Here is a 19,152-nt window from a genome sequence, read left to right as displayed (position 1 = left end):
AATGTTAAAAATATTGCGCTCTGTCTGCTTTTTAGCGGCTTTCCTTTTGTTTTTAGGCGAAAAAGTGATCGCTCAAAAAAGTACGGCTATTGTTGAAAGTACGGTTTTTCAAAATCCTCCGTCGAGCTATGGTATCCGCTGCTGGTGGTGGTGGCTCAACGGTAACGTCGATAAAGAGGTTATCACGCGCGACCTTGAAGAAATGAAGGCAAAGGGTTTCAGCGGGGCGTGCCTTTTCGATGCCGGCGGTGCGGAACAGCGTGGAAATGACCAGGTTCCTGAAGGACCCATGTTTGGATCACCTCTGTGGACAGAACTTTACGTGCATGCCATGAAGGAAGCTGATCGTCTGGGATTGGTTATGTCGATAAGCATCCAAAGCGGATGGAACCTGGGTGGACCCGATATCACGCCAGCCGAAACGGCCAAACAGGTTGTTTTTTCACAGGTGCAGGTCAAAGGAGCAACCAGAATACAACAGGAGCTGCCGGTGCCTAAAACACATTATGATTATTACCGGGATATCGTCGTTTTAGCCATTCCTCAAAAAATATTCCCTAACCGTGCTCCGATACGGGATTTTGAGAATAAGGCTGCTACACGGGAGGTAGGGGCGTCGGTTCCCGAAACAAGGCCCTTGCTCACGGATATTGCGGGTACAGCTGGGGAACAGGATGCGAACCTGAACCAGGTACTGAATATTACAAAATACTTTAAAAATGGTAAATTGGACTGGAAAGCTCCCACCGGAGAATGGACCGTTCTGCGCTTTGGTTATACGCCTACGGATGCTGAGGTTTCTACTTCCAGCGGGAAATGGCAGGGACATGTAATCGATTATCTGAGCGAGAAAAATTTCAACCGCTACTGGGATACCAATGTGGAGCCGCTGCTGAAAGCGATTGGTCCGCTGGCCGGAAAAACCCTGAGATACCTTCAAACCGACAGCTTTGAGGCTGGAGGATTAAACTGGACGGAAGATTTCGAAAAGGAGTTTATGAAATATCGCGGATACGATCCCATTCCATACCTGCCCGTGCTGGCTGGTAAAATCGTCGAAAATCGTGAGGTCAGTAACCGTTTCCTGTCCGACTTCCGAAAAACACTGGGTGATCTGATCGCAGAGAAACATTACGGGACATTTTCCAAAAGAGCCAGAGCATATGGTATCGGCATTCAGCCCGAATCGGCCGGGCCTCATGCAGGGCCTTTTGATGGGCTTAAAAATTATGGACACAGTGAAATCGTGATGAGCGAATTCTGGTCACCGTCACCACACAGACCCAGACCGATTGATCGTTTCTTTGTAAAACAGGCTGGTAGTGCGGCAAAAATCCATGACAAAAAACTCGTAGGTGCCGAGTCGTTCACAACCATTGGGCCACACTGGAATGATGTGATGTGGTCTGACATGAAACCGAACGTAGACCATGAATTTTGCGCAGGATTGAATCTGGTTTATCTGCATACCTTCACGGCTTCACCCAAGGCAATGGGTCTTCCCGGACAGGAATATTTTGCCGGAACGCATTTTAATCCCAATGTGACCTGGTGGAACTATTCAACTGAATTTATTAAATATCTGACCCGCTGCCAGTACATGCTCCAGAGTGGCACCTCGGTGGCTGATGTGTTGTATTATTACGGGGATCATTCCCCTAATCTTGGGCGTTTGAAAGAAGATGATCCGGCGGGTGCCTTGCCTGGTTTTGACTATGATCTGATCAATGAAGACCGGTTGCTGGCTTTGGAAGTAAAAAATGGCAGCATCTATTTACCACACGGCGTTTCGTACCGGGTGCTTGCGCTCCCGGACCATAAAACGCTGTCACTGGCTGTTTTACAAAAAGTTCAGGCGCTGGTAAAAGCGGGCGCAACGGTGATCGGGTTTAAGCCGGTTACTACGGCGAGTCTGGTTAAGTATCCTGCTTCTGAAAATAGTCTGAAGAAAATTGCCGATGCGCTTTGGGGAAATGGCAGTGAAGCAACCGGCGTCAGAAAAATCGGTGCGGGAAAGATCGTTTGGGGAAAAACGGCAGCCGAGTATTTAAGGTCCGAAGGTGTTGCGTATGATATGGAGATCGTTGCGCGGGAAAATGGCAGCCGATATGATTACATTCACCGCGTAGAAACCGGAATTGACTTTTACTTTCTGAGCAGTCAAAATCGTGCCGCTTCCAAGATGACAGCCGCTTTTCGTATAAGCGGCAAGCAGCCTGAACTGTGGAATTCGGTTACGGGGGAAATCAAAGCGGCCGGGTCATTTTATCAAAAGGATGGCAAAACGTATGTCCCGCTTGAATTTGATCCGTATGGTTCCATTTTTGTGGTTTTCAGAAACGATATAGCCAAAGATAAAAATGGAGAGCAAAAATCAAACTATCCGCATTTCGCGGAGGAAACGACATTACACGGAACCTGGGAAGTGGCATTTGATCCAAAATGGGGAGGACCTGCCAAAACTGTTTTTAATGAGCTGACCAGCTGGCCTGAAAGAACCGAGGAGGGCATTAAGCACTATTCGGGTAAAGCGGTTTACAGCAAAAAATTTGATGCGGACAAAGACTTTTCCGCGGGCAAAATGGTTTACCTGGACTTGGGAGAGGTGAAAGATATCGGCATTGCGCGCGTAATGCTGAATGGAAAGGATCTGGGCATTCTGTGGGCTCCTCCGCTTCGTGTCCCGGTTTCGGGGTTGTTAAAGGAAAAGGACAATGAGCTGAAAGTTGAAGTGGTCAATACCTGGCGGAATCGTCTGATTGGAGACAGGACTAAACCGGTTGACAAAAAGCTGACGAAAACAAATGTCAAGGTGTTGGATACCTGGCAATTAACGCCATCTGGATTGCTCGGGCCGGTAAGGCTTATAAAGGGCGAAACATTATAGCGGATAACCTTTCAGCTATACATTGAAATTCTTTTACCAAATGTTGTGAGGAAAGTTTTGTAATGTAAAGGAATCTTTTCTGCGTAAGTATACAGTGACCGATAAGAGGGTGTCTTCTAGTTTAGAGGACGCCCTCTTTTTTTTATCAAAAATTTTGAATCCCCAGTGTATCCCGGATCACGAAGTATCCCAACCGATTTACTTGCCTGACGATGTTAATATGTTTATAAATAATCTAATATCGTTCATGTATGAAGCTGGTCGTGTGCATATTTTAACTTCATTTTAATTTGAATTTAATACCAGGCTAATTAACGCTGACGCTATTTGTAACTGTGTTAAAAGCACGATTTGTGAATTCACCTCTTGTTTTAAGATAGTTGTGCGGCCAATGATAAAGTTACTTAGATTTCTCCTTCCGATATGGATTATACTCATGAGTGGGTTTTCTGGACATAGCGGACAAACATTGACGGAATCATTGGGATATGCTCCGGTAAAAAATTTGACAAACCCGGCATTTATCGGTTGTGTCTATGCGGAGGATAATCAGGACCTGCTCTTGAAGTTGGACAGGCCTGATAGCGAAAAAGGAAATGCTATAAACCACCAGGCGAATATTGAGGAAAATGAACTGGTTCCCGTCAATAAATATTCGCAGTTGAGTGTTGACCTGACCACGGCGCTTTACACGCAGATCCCCGCATATTTTTCACGGCAGTTCACAGGATGCCTGTTTATAGATAAACATCATTCTTGTTTGCTGTTTTACAGGACACTGTATCTGCTATTCGAGGTGATCATGACGTGATACAAACCTTGGCAGATAAGTTGAAATAGCCTGTCTTTACGCGTTGCTGTCTTTAACACCGGGCTTTGAACAATATACGGCAAAAATGAGTGCGTCAGTGTGCCTGGGTACAGACGTCCTCCCCAAACAAGAATTATCAAAAATCATATTGTATTAAATAGCAAAACCATCATGAAGAGAATTCTCATGGTCATTAGTTTGTGTGCGTTGTTGCTCGACACAGGCTGTGAATCAAAAAAGGAAGAAAAGGAAGAGGAAGTCAAATATTTGGTTACCAGTCCTTTGCAAAAGGATACATTGATCACCAAAGAGTACGTCGCTCAAATCCATGCGATCAGCCACATCGAGCTGAGAGCTTTAGAAAAAGGTTATCTTCAGAAGATCTATGTAGATGAAGGACAGCTGGTAAAGAAAGGCCAGCTTATGTTTCAAATCCTGCCTATGATTTACGAGGCTGAAACACAAAAGGCGCAGGCTGAGGCTAATTTTGCCGAAATTGAATACAAAAATACCAAATCACTTGCCGACAGCAATGTGGTATCCAAAAATGAACTGGCTTTGGGCAAAGCCAAGCTTGATAAGGCAAAGGCTGAACTGGGATTGGCTCAGGCACATTTGAGCTTTACGCAGATCAGAGCGCCGTTCAATGGTATCATGGACCATTTTCAGGGAAGGTTGGGAAGTCTTGTCAACGAGGGAGATTTGCTGACAACCCTGTCGGATAACAGTAAAATGTGGGTTTATTACAACGTGCCGGAAGCAGAATATCTGGATTACAAAACGCAGATCATTAAGGAAGGGGCGTTGAAAGTAGAGCTGCAAATGGCTAATAACAAGTTATTTGATTATCCGGGTCTGGTTGAGACCATTGAAGCAGACTTTAACAATGAAACGGGAAACATCGCTTTCAGGGCAACTTTCCCAAATCCGAAAGGGCTTTTGAGACACGGAGAAACGGGTAATGTGCTTGTTAAACTGCCACTTAAAGATGCGCTTATTATCCCGCAAAAAGCGACTTTCGAAGTTCTCGAAAAGAAGTATGTCTACGTGCTGGATAAAGACAATGTGATCCGGTCAAGAGAAATAAAGATTGAAGCTGAGCTGCCGCACATTTTTGTTGTGAAATCTGGTTTGAAAACGAGTGATAAGATCCTTCTGGAAGGCTTGCGTCAGGTACACGAAAATGAAAAAATACACGCCAAATTCGTGCAGCCTGATTCTGTTATCTCTCATTTAAATCTATATGCCGAATAGTCAGGTATCCTAAAAAGTAAAGACATGTTCAATCAATTCATACGAAGACCTGTTTTTGCGATTGTGATCTCGATCATGATCGTATTTATAGGCATCCTGGCGATTGAGAAATTACCTATTTCTCAGTTCCCGGACATTGCCCCAACAACCGTAAACATCTTTATTGCTTATCCCGGTGCAAGTGCCGACGTATTGGTGAAATCCACGCTGATTACGCTGGAACAGGCCATTAACGGGGTTCAGGACATGCGATATATTGCTACCGATGCAACCAGTGCCGGTGAAGCCACGCTCAGGATCATCTTCGAGCCCGGGACTGACCCCAACGTTGCGGTAATCCGGGTTAAAACAAGGGTGGATCAGGTGATGCCGCTCTTGCCGGAACTGGTGCAACGCGAAGGGGTTATCATTTCGCCGGTTCAGCCGAGTATGCTGATGTACGTCAACCTTTATTCGAAAGAAAAAAGCATTGACGAAAAATTCCTGTTTAACTATGCTACCGTTAAAATGATCCCTGAAATCCAGCGGACCAAAGGGATAGCACGGGCACAAATATTAGGTAGCAGGAGATATGCCATGCGTCTTTGGTTGAACCCTGAGCGTATGCGTGCGTACAGTATCTCGACCGAAGAAGTAATGAAAGCGGTGGGCGAGCAAAGTATTGTGGGGCGCCCGGGCCGGATCGGTCAAAGCTCCGGTATCGCTGCGCAGTCGCTGGAATATGTACTTACCTATAAAGGAAGGTATGACAAGCCGGAAGAGTATGAGAATATCATTATCCGGGCCAATTCGAAAGGTGAGAGCATTCACTTAAGAGATATAGCCAAAGTAGAGTTAGGGAGTGAATTCTTCGATATTTATTCCAATCTCGATGGCCATCCTTCGGCCGCGATCGTGTTAAGACAAAACTATGGCAGTAATGCCAGTGATGTGATTGAAGAAGTAAAAAAGAAGCTTGATGTGATGAAAGAATCCTTCCCTCCGGGCGTGGATTACAAAATCAGCTATGACGTTTCCCAGTTTTTGGATGCGTCTATCGAGCAGGTTATTGACACTTTGCGGGATGCGTTTATCCTCGTTGCCCTGGTTGTTTTCGTGTTCCTTGGCGACTGGCGTTCTACTTTGATTCCGATCCTGGCCGTGCCGGTATCCTTAATCGGGGCGTTCTTTGTGATTCAGGCTTTTGGACTTTCCATCAACTTGATTACGCTTTTTGCACTTGTACTTGCGATTGGTATTGTGGTCGATGATGCGATTGTCGTCGTCGAGGCCGTCCATGCCAAGTTTGAAGAAGAACCTCACCTCACGCCTTATGCCGCGGTGAAGAAAGTGCTTGGTGAGATCAGTGGTGCGATTATCGCGATTACAGCCGTAATGGTTTCGGTGTTCCTTCCAATTTCTTTCATGTCAGGCCCGGTGGGTACATTCTACCGGCAATTCTCGATCACGATGGCGAGTTCAATTGTGATCTCGGCCTTGATCGCCTTGACGCTTACCCCTGTGTTATGTGCCATGTTACTGGAAAATCATCATGGACATGAAAAGAAGAAAAATATACTTACCAAAGCACTTGACAGCTTCAACCGGGTGTTTGATAAACTGACCGGACGATATGTAAGCTTATTGAAAAAAATTGTTAGCCGCAGAGTAGTTACCTGGGGAGTATTATTGGCCTTCTGTGCTGGTATTGTATACGTGAATAAAGTGCTGCCGGCTGGGTTTATTCCCAATGAAGATCAGAGTACGATTTATGCGATTATCCAGACACCTCCGGGTTCTACGCTGGAAAAAACCAACGAGGTTTCCCGACGCCTTCAGAAAATTTGCGAAGAGGTGGGGGGAATTGAGTCTGTATCTTCTTTGGCCGGTTACGAGATTATGACGGAAGGCCGGGGTTCCAACGCCGGTACCTGTCTGATCAACTTAAAGCCCTGGCATGACCGTGATAAAAATGTGAAGGAGATCATGGAAGAACTGGAAGCAAAAACAAGAGGACTTGGTGCCGTGGTTGAATTCTTTGAACCACCTGCAATTCCTGGTTTTGGTACTTCCGGCGGTTTCTCCATGCGTTTGCTGGATAAAACATCCGACACAGATTACAGCGAATTTGACAAGATCAACAAGAAGTTCATGGAAGACCTGGCAAAACGTCCGGAGCTTACCGGGTTATTTACCTTCTTTGCCGCCAATTATCCGCAATATGAATTGCAGATAGATAACCAGCTGGCGATGCAAAAAGGCGTGTCGATCGGAAAAGCGATGGATAACCTGAACATCATGATCGGTAGTACCTACGAACAGGGTTTTACAAGATTCAACCAGTTCTTCAAAGTGTACGTGCAGTCGGATCCAAGTTTCAGAAGGCTTCCATCCGATCTTTTAAAGCTTTTTGTTAAAAACGATGCGGGAGAAATGGTTCCTTACTCGTCATTCATGACGCTTAAAAAGGGTCAGGGGCCTAATGAGATCACGCGTTTCAACTTGTACAATTCGGCTGCGATCCAGGGGCTTCCGGCAAAGGGATATACCACTGCGGATGCGATCCAGGCGATACGGGAAGTTGCAGCGAAGACGTTGCCAAAAGGATATGATATTGCTTTTGAAGGTCTTTCTTATGACGAATCGATTCGTGGAAATGAGTCGCTGGTTGTGTTCATGATTGTACTGGCGTTTGTATACTTTGTTTTGGCAGCGCAGTATGAAAGTTTCATTATTCCTTTTGCGGTGGTGTTATCGCTGCCGGTTGGGGTATTTGGTTCATTCTTGCTGCTAAAATTGATGGGTCTGGAAAACAACATCTATGCCCAGATCGGTCTGATCATGCTGGTTGGTTTGTTGGGTAAAAATGCAGTACTGATCGTCGAATTTGCCGTCCAGAAGCGACAGCAGGGTGAAACGATCCTGAACGCGGCGATTGAAGGGGCAAAAGTTCGTTTCCGTCCTATCTTAATGACCTCATTCGCTTTCGTTGCAGGTTTGATCCCATTGATCAGCGCGACGGGTGCAGGAGCCATTGGAAACCGTACGATTGGTGCTTCGGCCATGGGCGGTATGTTGTTCGGAGCAATTTTCGGGGTCCTCATCATTCCTGGGTTGTACTACATATTTGGCACTTTGGCTGATGGCAGAAAAATGATCAAAGGTGAAGAAGACGGCTCGTTGTCAGAAGAGTTTGTTCATGCAATCGACGCTTTTTCCCAAACTAAAGAAAATAAAAATGATGCGGAATAAGAGAATATTAAACTGGGTTGGGATAACGCTAACGGCGCTGACCTATACCGCCTGCAGCGTCCCGTCTTTGGTACAGAAAACAGAGAGTAAAGTAGTACCTGTGAGCTACAACAGCTCACAGGACTCTACCAACACGGGAAAAACCAGTTGGAAGGTCTTTTTTACCGATACTTCACTGACTGCGCTGATTGATACGGCTTTGCTGAATAATCAGGAACTGAATATCACCTTGCAGGAAATCGAGATCTCAAAAAATGAGATCATGGCAAGAAAAGGGGAATATTTGCCGTTTGTGAGTCTGGGGGGCGGAGCAGGCGTTGAGAAGGCATCGCGGTACACGCTGCAAGGTGCGACTGAGGAAATTACGGAGATCAAACCGGGGAAGAAGACTCCGGATCCATTGTCTGATTTCCGTTTCGGGGCGTCTGCTACCTGGGAAGTGGATATCTGGCATAAACTGCGCAATGCAAAAAAAGCAGCGGTGTCGCGGTATCTGTCTTCGGTGGAAGGAAAGAATTTCATGATGACCAATCTGGTTTCAGAAATAGCCAGTTCTTACTATGAATTACTGGCACTGGATAGTCAGCTGGATATTTTGCAACGGAATATCGAGATTCAGAGCAATGCGCTTAGGATTGTAAAAATGCAGAAAGAAGCGACAAAGGTTACCGAACTGGCCGTTCGCAGATTTCAGGCACAGGTACTGAATACGCAGAATCTTCAGTACGATATCAAGCAAAGGATTATCGAAGCCGAGAACCGGATTAATTTTCTGGTTGGTCGGTTCCCGCAGCCTGTTAAGAGGACGCGCCAAAATTTCGAAACTTTGATGCCTGGGCTTGTGCAGTCGGGTATTCCGTCACAGTTGCTGGAAAATCGTCCGGACGTGAAACAGGCGGAGCATGACCTTGCGGCAGCAAAGCTGGACGTACAGGTGGCAAAGGCGAACTTTTATCCGCGTCTGGGTCTTACGGCAGTGCTTGGTATACAGTCGTTCAGCCCGATTTATCTGGCAAAAATGCCTAAGTCAATTATCTCTTCCATTGCGGGGGATCTGGCTGGGCCGCTGATTAATAAAAATTCGATCAAGGCAACTTATTACAGTGCCAATGCGAGACAGATACAGGCTGTTTACAATTATCAGCGGACTGTCCTGAACGCCTACATTGAGGTAACCAATCAGCTGTCGCGGATCAGTAACCTGGAAAAAAGTTACCAGTTGAAATCGAGTGAAGTGGAAGCACTGACCGAGTCGATCAATATCTCTAACCGTCTTTTTGCCTCGGCACGTGCGGATTATATGGAAGTTTTGCTGACACAACGTGATGCACTTGAATCGAGATTCCAGCTGGTTGAAACCAAAATGAGCCAGATGAGTGCGATGGTTAACATTTACCGGGCACTGGGAGGCGGATGGAATTAATCAGGAATTCCGCTTAGTACATTATTTCAATGTAAGGACGATAAAAGTGATTGCAAGAGCCTTATCTGAGCTTTTGCAATCACTTTTTTTTGTTATAGATCATGGTTTTTCGCTTTAACTGGAAATTTGGTTCTCAATAGAGCCATTTGAAAACTGAAACAGCAGGCATTATTCAATCTTTATCAATTTAGTATCAAAATGTATCATTTTTATTATTTATAACTTAGCAATGATAAAACTGGGATATATTTATATGATCAATTGCGATTAATACGGTTGACACCCTGGTTTTACGGCATATACCTTGAAGAATTTAGTACTGTTTTTTTTACTTTCCCTCGTGGTCAGGCCCTGTCTGGCACAGAACTTTCCGTATTATTTCAGGAATTACCAGGTTTCCAATGGACTTTCAGGCAACACCGTAACGGACATTGTTCAGGACAAGAAAGGTTTTATATGGTTTGGGACACGTAACGGACTTAACAGATTTGATGGTAATTCTTTTAAGATATTCAGAAGCGAGCCCGGTGACGCATCAAGTATTGGCTCGAATACGATCTTTTCGCTGCACGAAGATGCCACCGAAAAATTATGGGTTGGGACGAATAAAGGAATTTGTATCTATAATCCTGTCACTGACCGTTTTTCATCCTTTAAAGCTATTTCTGGCGGGGAAGTGCGTTTTCTTAAAGGGGATAAAAATGGCAATATCTGGATCATTGCGGACTTTGTGCTTTACAAACACAACATTAAAACCGGCAGCTTAAAATCCTTCCCCTTAAAAAATGACGAAACGATATCAGTGCATATTTCTGACAAAGGCGGGGTATGGACCGCAACGAAAAATGGCCTGATCCGATTGTATGATCCTAAAACAGGTGATTTTACGGTGTACGATATGCCGTATTTGGATAAGAAAAGAGATGTTTATTCCAAAATGACCCTGCAAACTTTTGGAGATTCAACGCTGATTATCGGTACAATGAAAAGGGTGCTGCTGTTTAATTACCACACCCGGCAAATCAGTGATTTGTTAAATGAGTCAAATCAGAGTAAAGACACGCATATTCATACGATTTTCAAAAACAGCAACAACCAGATCTGGATGGGGTCTGAGTCGGGGTTGTATATCCTGGACATGAAATCAGGGAAGAAGAACCATGTTTTCCGGCAGAATTATAACGCTTATTCCATTTCTGACAACATTGTTAACGCCATTTACCAGGACAAAGAAGGTGGAGTCTGGATTGGCACGCAGTTTGGCGGGGTCAATTATTATTCTTCACAATTCGACAATTTTAAGAAATATTTTCCGCAACCCGCCAAAAACAGCATCAGTGGCAATGTGATCCATGAAATCTGCAAAGACCAGTATAATAAGTTATGGATCGGAACGGAAGATGCGGGGCTCAATCAACTTGATTTAGCGACAGGGACGTTCAAATCGTTTCTGGCCGATGGAAAAAAAGGAAGTATTTATTACAAAAACATCCATGGCATGGTTGCCGACGGGGACAAACTCTGGATCGGGACTTATGAGCACGGGCTGGATGTGATGGATTTGAAAACCAATAAGGTGATCCGGCATTACGATGCGAGAAATGATGCGAAATCTTTCAGGAGCAATTTTATTGTTACGATGTACAGGACAAAAAGTGGGGAGATCCTCGTTGGGACCTGGGAAGGACTGTATCAATACAACCGTAAAACAGATGATTTCTCACGAATGACTTTTTTTGATTCGCAGATTCAGAATATTCATGAGGACGATGAAGGGACGTTGTGGGTAGCCAGTTATGGTGGCGGTGTTTATTATTACAATAAAAAAACGAATAAAAAGGGCCGGATTCTGTATTCGGTTGGTAAGCCGGATGGCCTGCTGGAAAATTACATCAACAGCTTGTATCAAAGCAAGGATAAAGATATCTGGTTAAGTACCGAACATGGTTTGTCGCGGTATAGGCCATCGACGGGGAAATTTACAAATTACCGGATGGAGAATGGCTTGCCCGATAATCAGGTGTTCAGAGTACTGGAAGATAATGGCGGAAATCTCTGGGTGTCCACCTCGAGAGGGCTTGCCAGGCTGGATCCGAAAGCGGGAAAATTTACAAATTATCACAAAGAAAACGGGCTTCCAACGGAACAGTTTAACTATAATTCGTCTTTCAAAAACGATGATGGAACCTTGTTTTTCGGTACCGTGTCGGGTATGATAAGTTTCCGGCCTTCCGGTTTTGTGAAAAATAAATTTGTTCCTCCGGTTTATATCACCGGTTTGCAGGTTAATAATAAAGAGCTGGATATTAGGTCGGAAGGATCTCCTCTGAAGAAACATGTCATTTATACCGATCAGATTACTCTGCCTTATTACAATTCGAATTTGAGTTTTGATGTGGCTGCGCTGAGTTATATTATTCCTGAAATGAATAATTACAGCTATCAGATGGAAGGGCTGGACAAAGAGTGGACTTATTTAAACAACAACAGAAAAATATATTTCTCAAAACTTCCACCGGGAAATTATACCTTCAAGATCAAAGGTTCGAACAATGATCAGGTTTGGAATGAAACGGAAACCAGGCTGCGGATTGAAATTTTGCCGTCCATCTGGGAAACAACCTGGGCCTATATCATTTATATTTTGTTGATTGCAGGCATCATTGTCGTGATTTTTAGATATTATTATCTGGCGCTGAACGAAAAGAACAAACGACAAATTGAAACGATAGAAATAGGGAAGGAGCGGGAGATTTATAATGCGAAGATTGATTTTTTTACCAATGTTGCACACGAAATCAGGACGCCGCTTACGTTAATAAAAATGCCTTTGGATAAATTGCTGACCAGAATAAAAAGCGATCCGGAATCTATTGAAAGCCTGAACATGATAAACAAAAATACCAACCGCTTGATTGATCTGACGAATCAGCTGCTCGACTTCCGTAAAGCGGAGGCCAATAATTTTAGTCTGAATTTTACCAAAACGGATATCAATGAAATGTTGAACGATGTGTTTTCAACGTTTAAACCGGCCGCGGAACAGAAACAGCTTCACTATAAAATGGAACAGCCGCGGATTACGCTGCATGCGTACGTGGACAATGAGGCCTTGAAAAAGATCATCAGCAATTTGATCAGTAATGCCATTAAATATGCGGACCAGTCCGTTAAGATTAAGCTTTTGCCCTTTAATAGTGACGATTTCCTGTTTTACATTGAGTTCAGTAACGACGGGGCGCTTGTGGAGGGTGAATACAAGGAAAAAATATTCGAGCCGTTTTTTCGCATCAATACCGACTCCCGGGAGACGGGAACGGGCATCGGTTTGCCGCTTGCGCGTTCGCTGACCGAGCTGCATAAGGGCAAACTGGAACTGAAACCTGCCGTGGCCGGCATGAATACTTTCCTGCTTTCTTTACCCATCCACCAGGATTATGAAATGGATCTGGATAGCGAGGAAAAATACGATACCGACAGTAATTTGTTTAGTGCTGCTGAGGGGAAAGTTGAATTTGACCCGGCCAAGCCGCTTATTATGATCGTCGAGGACAATGCGGATATCCTTGGTTATCTTTATCGTGAGCTTAGTTCGGCGTATAACGTAATCAAGGCCGGAGACGGACAGCAGGCGGTCGGGATTTTGCAGGAGGAGAATGTTCAGCTTGTGATCAGCGACATCATGATGCCGATCATGGACGGGATCACACTCTGCAAAACCATGAAAAACGACGTCCGGTTTAGTCATGTTCCGATTATTCTGCTTACTGCGAAAAACTCGATGAGCTCCGAAATTGAGGGGCTGGAAGTAGGTGCGGATGCCTATATTAAAAAACCGTTTTCACTGGATCATTTATCTGCCCAAATAAACAATCTGCTTCACAACCGTAACATTATCAAAGAATACTTCGCCCGCACGCCCCTTACACATATTAAAGGAATCGCGTTTTCAAAGGCGGACAAGGACTTTCTTGAACAGCTTAACGAGATCATCAGCGCGCATATTTCAGAAAGTAACCTGGATGTAGACTTGCTTTCCACGATGATGCATATGAGCCGGCCAACGCTTTACCGGAAAATCAAGGGGATTTCCGATATGACGCCCAACGAGCTGATCAATTTATCCAGACTCAAAAAAGCCGCTGAATTGCTGGCGGAAAAAAATTATAGGATTAATGAAATCGCCGATATGGTGGGGTACAGCATGTCGTCCAATTTTTCACGCGATTTTCAAAAACAATTTGGCGTGAGCCCATCGAATTATGTCAATAACTTGTAAGGAATCTTATTCAGATCTGATTTTCTGAATTCACAAATTTCCTTACATCGTTGTGCCTCATCCTGCTTTTCAGGGTGAGGCGCAGCCACTGCCTATTGCCTGAAAATTTCTTGTTTCAAGACCTTTCGTATAACAAGGAGCTCCTTTGCATCTTTTCTTTTAGCTTCAATTTTTCGTTCCTGCCGCCCGATTTCTTCACGGGTTTTCAGTTGAACTTGCTTTTTGATAATGCTATATATTATCACCGTTTAGTGCAAAATAATCACATTGAGACATTTTGATACTAAAATGATACAGGTTGAATATTTGATTTAACGGTAAAATCTGACCTTCGTTCCGTTGTAAATAAGTGCAATATTTTAGCAATAAAGTGCCAGTGATTGTACTTAAATCATCTCAATTCACAATAAAACAATGGTTAAATGATGAAAAACTATTTTTTGAGAGCACCTGTGCTGCCGGAAAAATCTGCTCCATTTCACTGGGCAGCTGTTCTCGTTTTTTTGGGTTTATCAGCCCCGAAACTGAAGTTGGTTCCGATTAACCTGATTCTTAACTAACCTGTTGGCAAGTAGTCATTTTCGACGCTCCACTAACTAAATTATCTCATTATGAATGTATTCTATTTTTTGCACCGGCAGTCTGGCTGTCTGGTAGGAAATGTGAAACTGAACGGACAAATGTCCGCTGGTAAATCGCAATTTCGTCTTTACAATGTGCTGTTTATTTTGCTTTTTTCTGCTGCTTCTGTTTTTGCCCAGGACGTAAATGTTACGGGTAAGGTGACGGATTCGAAAGGTGACGGAGTTCCAGGTGTTGCGATCACCATCAAGGGAACGACAAGAGGAACCAATACTGATGTGGATGGAAAATATCAGTTTGCGGCACCTGCCGCAGCTACTTTGACTTTCAGTTCAATCGGTTTTGAAACCAAAGATGTACTCGTGGGTAACGCAACGACCATCAATGTGACGCTGACGGAAGATATCAAATCGTTACAGGAGGTTGTCGTGGTAGGTTATGGTACCCAAAAAGTAAAAGATGCTACCGGCGCCGTAGCTTCGTTAAGTCCGAAGGATTTTAACAAGGGCGTAATTGCCTCTCCGGAGCAGTTGCTGCAGGGCCGGGTAGCGGGTGTGCAAATGACACAAGCGAGTGGGGAGCCGGGCGCGGGAATCAGCATTCGTATTCGCGGAGCCGGTTCTATCCGAAGCGGAAATAATCCACTTTTCGTGATTGACGGTGTGCCTATCGGTGGTGGTGGTACGTCGGGTGGACTGGATGCGGGAGCCGGTGCTTCGGCAGCGCGTAACCCATTGGCGTTTTTGAATCCTAATGATATTGAGAATTTCAGCGTCTTGAAAGATGCGTCTTCGGCAGCTATTTATGGATCAAGAGGAGCGAATGGTGTGATTTTGATCACGACAAAAAAAGGAAGAAAAGGGCAGGGATTTAATTTCTCAGCCAATACCAGTGTTTCTTCAACTGCAAAACGTTATGATATGCTTAACGCCGCCGACTTCCTGAAAGGAATCAAGGCTGCCGGTGGCGATATCACAGGTGGTGTGGATCAGGGTGCTGACACCGACTGGCAGGATCAGATTTATCGTACAGCGGTAAGTCAGAATTATGATCTGGGTTATGGCGGAGCGACGGACAATACAAGATACCGCTTCACAATGGGTTATGCAGATCAAAAAGGGATCATCAAAAATTCAGGTTTGAAACGCCTTTCCGGAAGACTGAATATGTCTCAGGATTTGTTCAAAGATAAGGTCGTGATTGATCTGGCTTTAACGGGTGCTGATATTCGCAATACCTACGCGCCGATCAGTGATAATGCCGGAGCCGAACCAAGTCTTATTGGGGCATCCATCCAGTCGAACCCGACTTATCCTGTAAAAAATCCGGATGGAACATTTTACCATCCGGGAGGAAACAGCTACCGTAACGCCGCCGATCTTTTGGCGCATATTGATGACTCAGACAAAATTTACCGCTGGTTAGGAAACCTGAGCGCAACCTGGAAAATTACCAAGGCGCTTTCTTACAAATACACCATCGGGATGGATAACCTGAGCAGTGAACGTACGACCTGGTTTGATGCAAGATTGCAGGGATTTGATAATGGAAGTAATCTTAGAGGCGTTTCGATTCCACGTGTCAGTACCAACGGCCGCGGGGTGATTCAGAATATTGACCAGAATTCATTGCTGATCGAACATACCGTTAACTACACCAACAAATTGGGCCGGGGTATTCTGGAAGCTTTGGCGGGTTATTCTTACCAGAAATACAATAACTACGGTTACGCGAATGCAGCCTGGGGACAGAAAACGACGGTGCCATTTCAAAAAGAATGGGGTGCTTTTTCTGACGTAGCTTTTAAAGGAGCAGCGCTCGGAGATAGTAGCCGCAGTGAATTGCAGTCATTTTTTGGACGTGCCAATTACAGCATCAGTGATAAGTACTTTTTCACAGGAACCTTACGTGTGGATGGCTCTTCGAAGCTAGGTGACGGCAATAAATATGGATATTTCCCTGCCCTTGCTGCAAAATGGAAGCTGATGAATGAGGCATTTATTCCAAAGAATGTATTCAGCGACCTAAGCCTGCGTTTGAACTGGGGTATTACGGGTAACCAGGAATTTGGCGGAGGTATTACCAAAGCGGTGAACAGAAGAAATACAAACGGAACCGAGACGATCAACGCGGCGAGTCCCGATATCACCTGGGAAACGACCACACAATACGGCGCAGGGATTGACTTCGCGTTTTTAGACGGAAAATTGAGCGGTACGGTTGATTATTTCAACAAACAAACCAAAGATCTGTTGTTTTTGGCAAACTATGCACAACCTGCTGCTGTAACCCAAAGATGGGTGAACCTTCCCGGAATTGTGAGAAACACGGGTGTTGAGGTAAGTTTGGGATTGCAGGCTGTTCAGCAAAATAAATTTACCTGGGAAGTGCTTTACAACATGTCTTTCCTGAAAAATAAAGTGGAAGATTTTGGAGATGCATTCATCGAAACGGGTGCGATCAGCGGCAAAGGACTTACGGGTGCCTATGCGCAAACCATTGCAAACGGCTATCCGCTCGGCTCATTTTACATGCAGACTTCTGCCGGATTTGACAAGGATGGACACACTATTTTCCTGAATGAAGGACTTCCTTCGGTGGTGGGTAGCGCGATTCCGAAATTCAATTTCGGGCTTACCAACAACTTTACTTTGGGCAACTGGAACGCAAGTCTTTTTGTAAATGGGCAGACCGGAAACTATATCTACAACAACACGGCCAACGCACTATTTACCAAAGCGACACTTGCTGGTGGTGGTAATGTGACCTACAAAGTTTACAACAGCAACGAAGCTACCGATAACCCGCCAGCCGTTACGAACCAATATCTTGAAAAAGGAAATTTTGTCCGTATCTCCAATTTCTCGCTTGGATACACTTTCCAGATGAAGCCTGAGAGCAAGATCAAGTCGTTGAGACTATCGGTTTCGGGACAAAATCTTGCCTTGTTTACCAACTATTCAGGCCTGGATCCTGAGGTAAATACGAACAAGGAAATGAACGGGGTGCCTTCCATCGGGATCGATTATATCTCGTATCCTAACCCGCGTACATTCACTTTTGGAGTTAATGTTGGTTTTTAATTACCTGAAATAGAAATAATTATGAAAAATATAAAATTGCTCGGCTTATTGCTGGCAGGCACCATGTCGATGTCAGGCATTATCAGCTGTACAGATTTGGAAGAAGATATCCTGGGTTCAAAATACATTGACGAATCGGAGCCCGGAAAAATAAGCGGAACCGCGCAGGAGCTGCTGAATGGAACCTACAACCAACTGAGCATATTGAGCAGCTTTGATGTGGTTTTCAGTTTGCAGGAATGTTCTTCGGATGAATTGCAAATGCCTACCCGCGGTGCTGACTGGGGCGATTTCGGGAGATGGCGGCAGATTCACCAGCATCAATGGACGCCGAGAAATACGTCTGTGGTTAGCTCATGGGATGAATTGAACCGAGGTTCGTACCGCGCCAATCAGGTTATCTCATTGGCAGGAACCAATAAGCAGTTGGAAGGAGAGGGTAAGTTTTTGAGAGCTTTTTACATGTTCAACATCGTTGACCTTTTCGGTCAGGTGCCTTTCCGGGATGTGGCCGATTCACCGGACAAAGATCCGATTGTGATGAAGCGTAAAGAAGCGACTGAATTTATCATCAAGGATCTGGAATTTGCCATTGCAAACCTTGCTTCCGGTTCATTCAGTAAAGCAACGAAAGAGGCTGCGCAGGCCCTGCTTGCAAAAGTGTATCTTAACAAAGCCGTGTATGATCAGGCGCCGGAATCACCCGCCGGACCGTATACATTTGCCAAGGGAGATATGGACAAAGTGATCCAATATTCAAATGAGGTCATCAATTCGAAGAAATATTCGATCCAGCCCAAGGGAGAGTATTTCAAGATGTTCTATTGGAATAATACGACCGATTCGAAGGAATCTATTTTTGGGGTGGATAATACCATTGGCAATCAGCCAGCATCTTTGAGAAGCCGTGTGTTTTTTGGAACGCATTACAAACAGTACATCGGTGGCTGGAATGGCGGTACAACCCTGTCTTCTTTTTATGATTATTTTGATAAGGCGGATGAGCGTATAGGAGGTGATATGCCGGGCTTTACAGATAAAACCGGTATGAAAGTCGGCTTCCTGATCGGACCTCAGTTTGATAAAACAGGTGCAGCTTTAACAGACCGTGTAGGAAAACCATTATCTTTCACAAGAGATGTAAATTTATTGTACGCAGGAGAGGCCAACGGAATCCGGGTTGTTAAATTCCCGCTGGATCCGGCAAACATCGATCAGTGTGCCAATGACTACATTCCTTTGCGCTATGCTGACGTAATCCTGATGAAAGCCGAAGCGATTTTAAGAGGCGGAACAGATCCCGAGGGGCAGACAGCCGTTGCGTTGGTGAACTCAATCCGGGCAAACCGCGGAGCGAGTGCGTTAACAACGATTGATCTTCCGGAAATGCTGAAAGAACGTGGCCGGGAGCTGTATTGGGAAGGATGGAGACGTAATGATCAGGTTCGGTTCGGGACATTCCTGAATCCGATGGACAACAAACCTTCCAGATCAGCCGATAATTTCGTCGTGTATCCGATTCCCCAGAAAGCGACATCGACCAACCCGAATCTGAAACAAAACTTTGGATATTAATGGGTGAAATCAATCAGGTAGTAAGCC

8 protein-coding genes are annotated in these 19,152 nt (G+C 44.7%); all 8 read left to right on the top strand.

Annotation, left to right across the window (positions count from 1 at the left end; genetic code table 11):
* Position 1 precedes the first annotated feature (1 nt).
* The 8 genes from RB622_RS13370 (at position 2) to RB622_RS13335 (ending at position 19,125) form a co-directional block, all read left to right on the top strand.
* Entirely contained in the window at positions 2-2,887 is a 2,886-nt protein-coding gene (locus tag RB622_RS13370; protein WP_308047063.1) for a glycosyl hydrolase, read from the top strand.
* Positions 2,888-3,323: 436 nt separating this feature from the next.
* Positions 3,324-3,698, top strand: a complete 375-nt coding sequence (locus RB622_RS13365; RefSeq protein WP_308047062.1) for a hypothetical protein — start codon at positions 3,324-3,326, stop codon at positions 3,696-3,698.
* Positions 3,699-3,869: 171 nt separating this feature from the next.
* Complete coding sequence (locus tag RB622_RS13360; protein WP_308047061.1) at positions 3,870-4,952, top strand: efflux RND transporter periplasmic adaptor subunit; 1,083 nt, start codon at positions 3,870-3,872, stop codon at positions 4,950-4,952.
* Positions 4,953-4,976: 24 nt separating this feature from the next.
* Complete coding sequence (locus RB622_RS13355) at positions 4,977-8,183, top strand: efflux RND transporter permease subunit (RefSeq protein ID WP_308047060.1); 3,207 nt, start codon at positions 4,977-4,979, stop codon at positions 8,181-8,183.
* Positions 8,173-9,606, top strand: coding sequence for an efflux transporter outer membrane subunit (locus RB622_RS13350; RefSeq protein WP_308047161.1), 1,434 nt, complete (start codon positions 8,173-8,175; stop codon positions 9,604-9,606). The genes RB622_RS13355 and RB622_RS13350 overlap by 11 nt, the downstream gene beginning before the upstream one ends.
* Before the next feature lie 304 nt (positions 9,607-9,910).
* A complete protein-coding gene (locus RB622_RS13345) occupies positions 9,911-13,885 on the top strand; it encodes a two-component regulator propeller domain-containing protein (RefSeq protein WP_308047059.1) in 3,975 nt (1,324 codons plus the stop codon).
* Between the two features lie 611 nt (positions 13,886-14,496).
* A complete protein-coding gene (locus RB622_RS13340) occupies positions 14,497-17,550 on the top strand; it encodes a SusC/RagA family TonB-linked outer membrane protein (RefSeq protein WP_308047058.1) in 3,054 nt (1,017 codons plus the stop codon).
* A gap of 21 nt (positions 17,551-17,571) precedes the next feature.
* The gene (locus tag RB622_RS13335; RefSeq protein WP_308047057.1) at positions 17,572-19,125 is read left to right on the top strand and encodes a RagB/SusD family nutrient uptake outer membrane protein; all 1,554 of its coding nucleotides are present in this window, start codon (positions 17,572-17,574) and stop codon (positions 19,123-19,125) included.
* Positions 19,126-19,152 lie beyond the last annotated feature (27 nt).

The sequence above is a fragment of the Dyadobacter sp. LHD-138 genome (assembly GCF_030929615.1).
Lineage (GTDB): Bacteria > Bacteroidota > Bacteroidia > Cytophagales > Spirosomataceae > Dyadobacter.
Note: the sequence above shows the minus strand (reverse complement) of the source record. Positions and strands in the feature narration are given on the sequence as shown.

Bases quoted from the DNA above. Each gene is read 5' to 3' on its own strand.
- RB622_RS13335 (WP_308047057.1), top strand. From the start codon at position 17,572: ATGAAAAATATAAAATTGCTCGGCTTATTGCTGGCAGGCACCATGTCG.
- RB622_RS13350 (WP_308047161.1), top strand. From the start codon at position 8,173: ATGCGGAATAAGAGAATATTAAACTGGGTTGGGATAACGCTAACGGCG.
- RB622_RS13360 (WP_308047061.1), top strand. From the start codon at position 3,870: ATGAAGAGAATTCTCATGGTCATTAGTTTGTGTGCGTTGTTGCTCGAC.
- RB622_RS13365 (WP_308047062.1), top strand. From the start codon at position 3,324: ATGAGTGGGTTTTCTGGACATAGCGGACAAACATTGACGGAATCATTG.
- RB622_RS13340 (WP_308047058.1), top strand. From the start codon at position 14,497: ATGAATGTATTCTATTTTTTGCACCGGCAGTCTGGCTGTCTGGTAGGA.
- RB622_RS13370 (WP_308047063.1), top strand. From the start codon at position 2: ATGTTAAAAATATTGCGCTCTGTCTGCTTTTTAGCGGCTTTCCTTTTG.
- RB622_RS13355 (WP_308047060.1), top strand. From the start codon at position 4,977: ATGTTCAATCAATTCATACGAAGACCTGTTTTTGCGATTGTGATCTCG.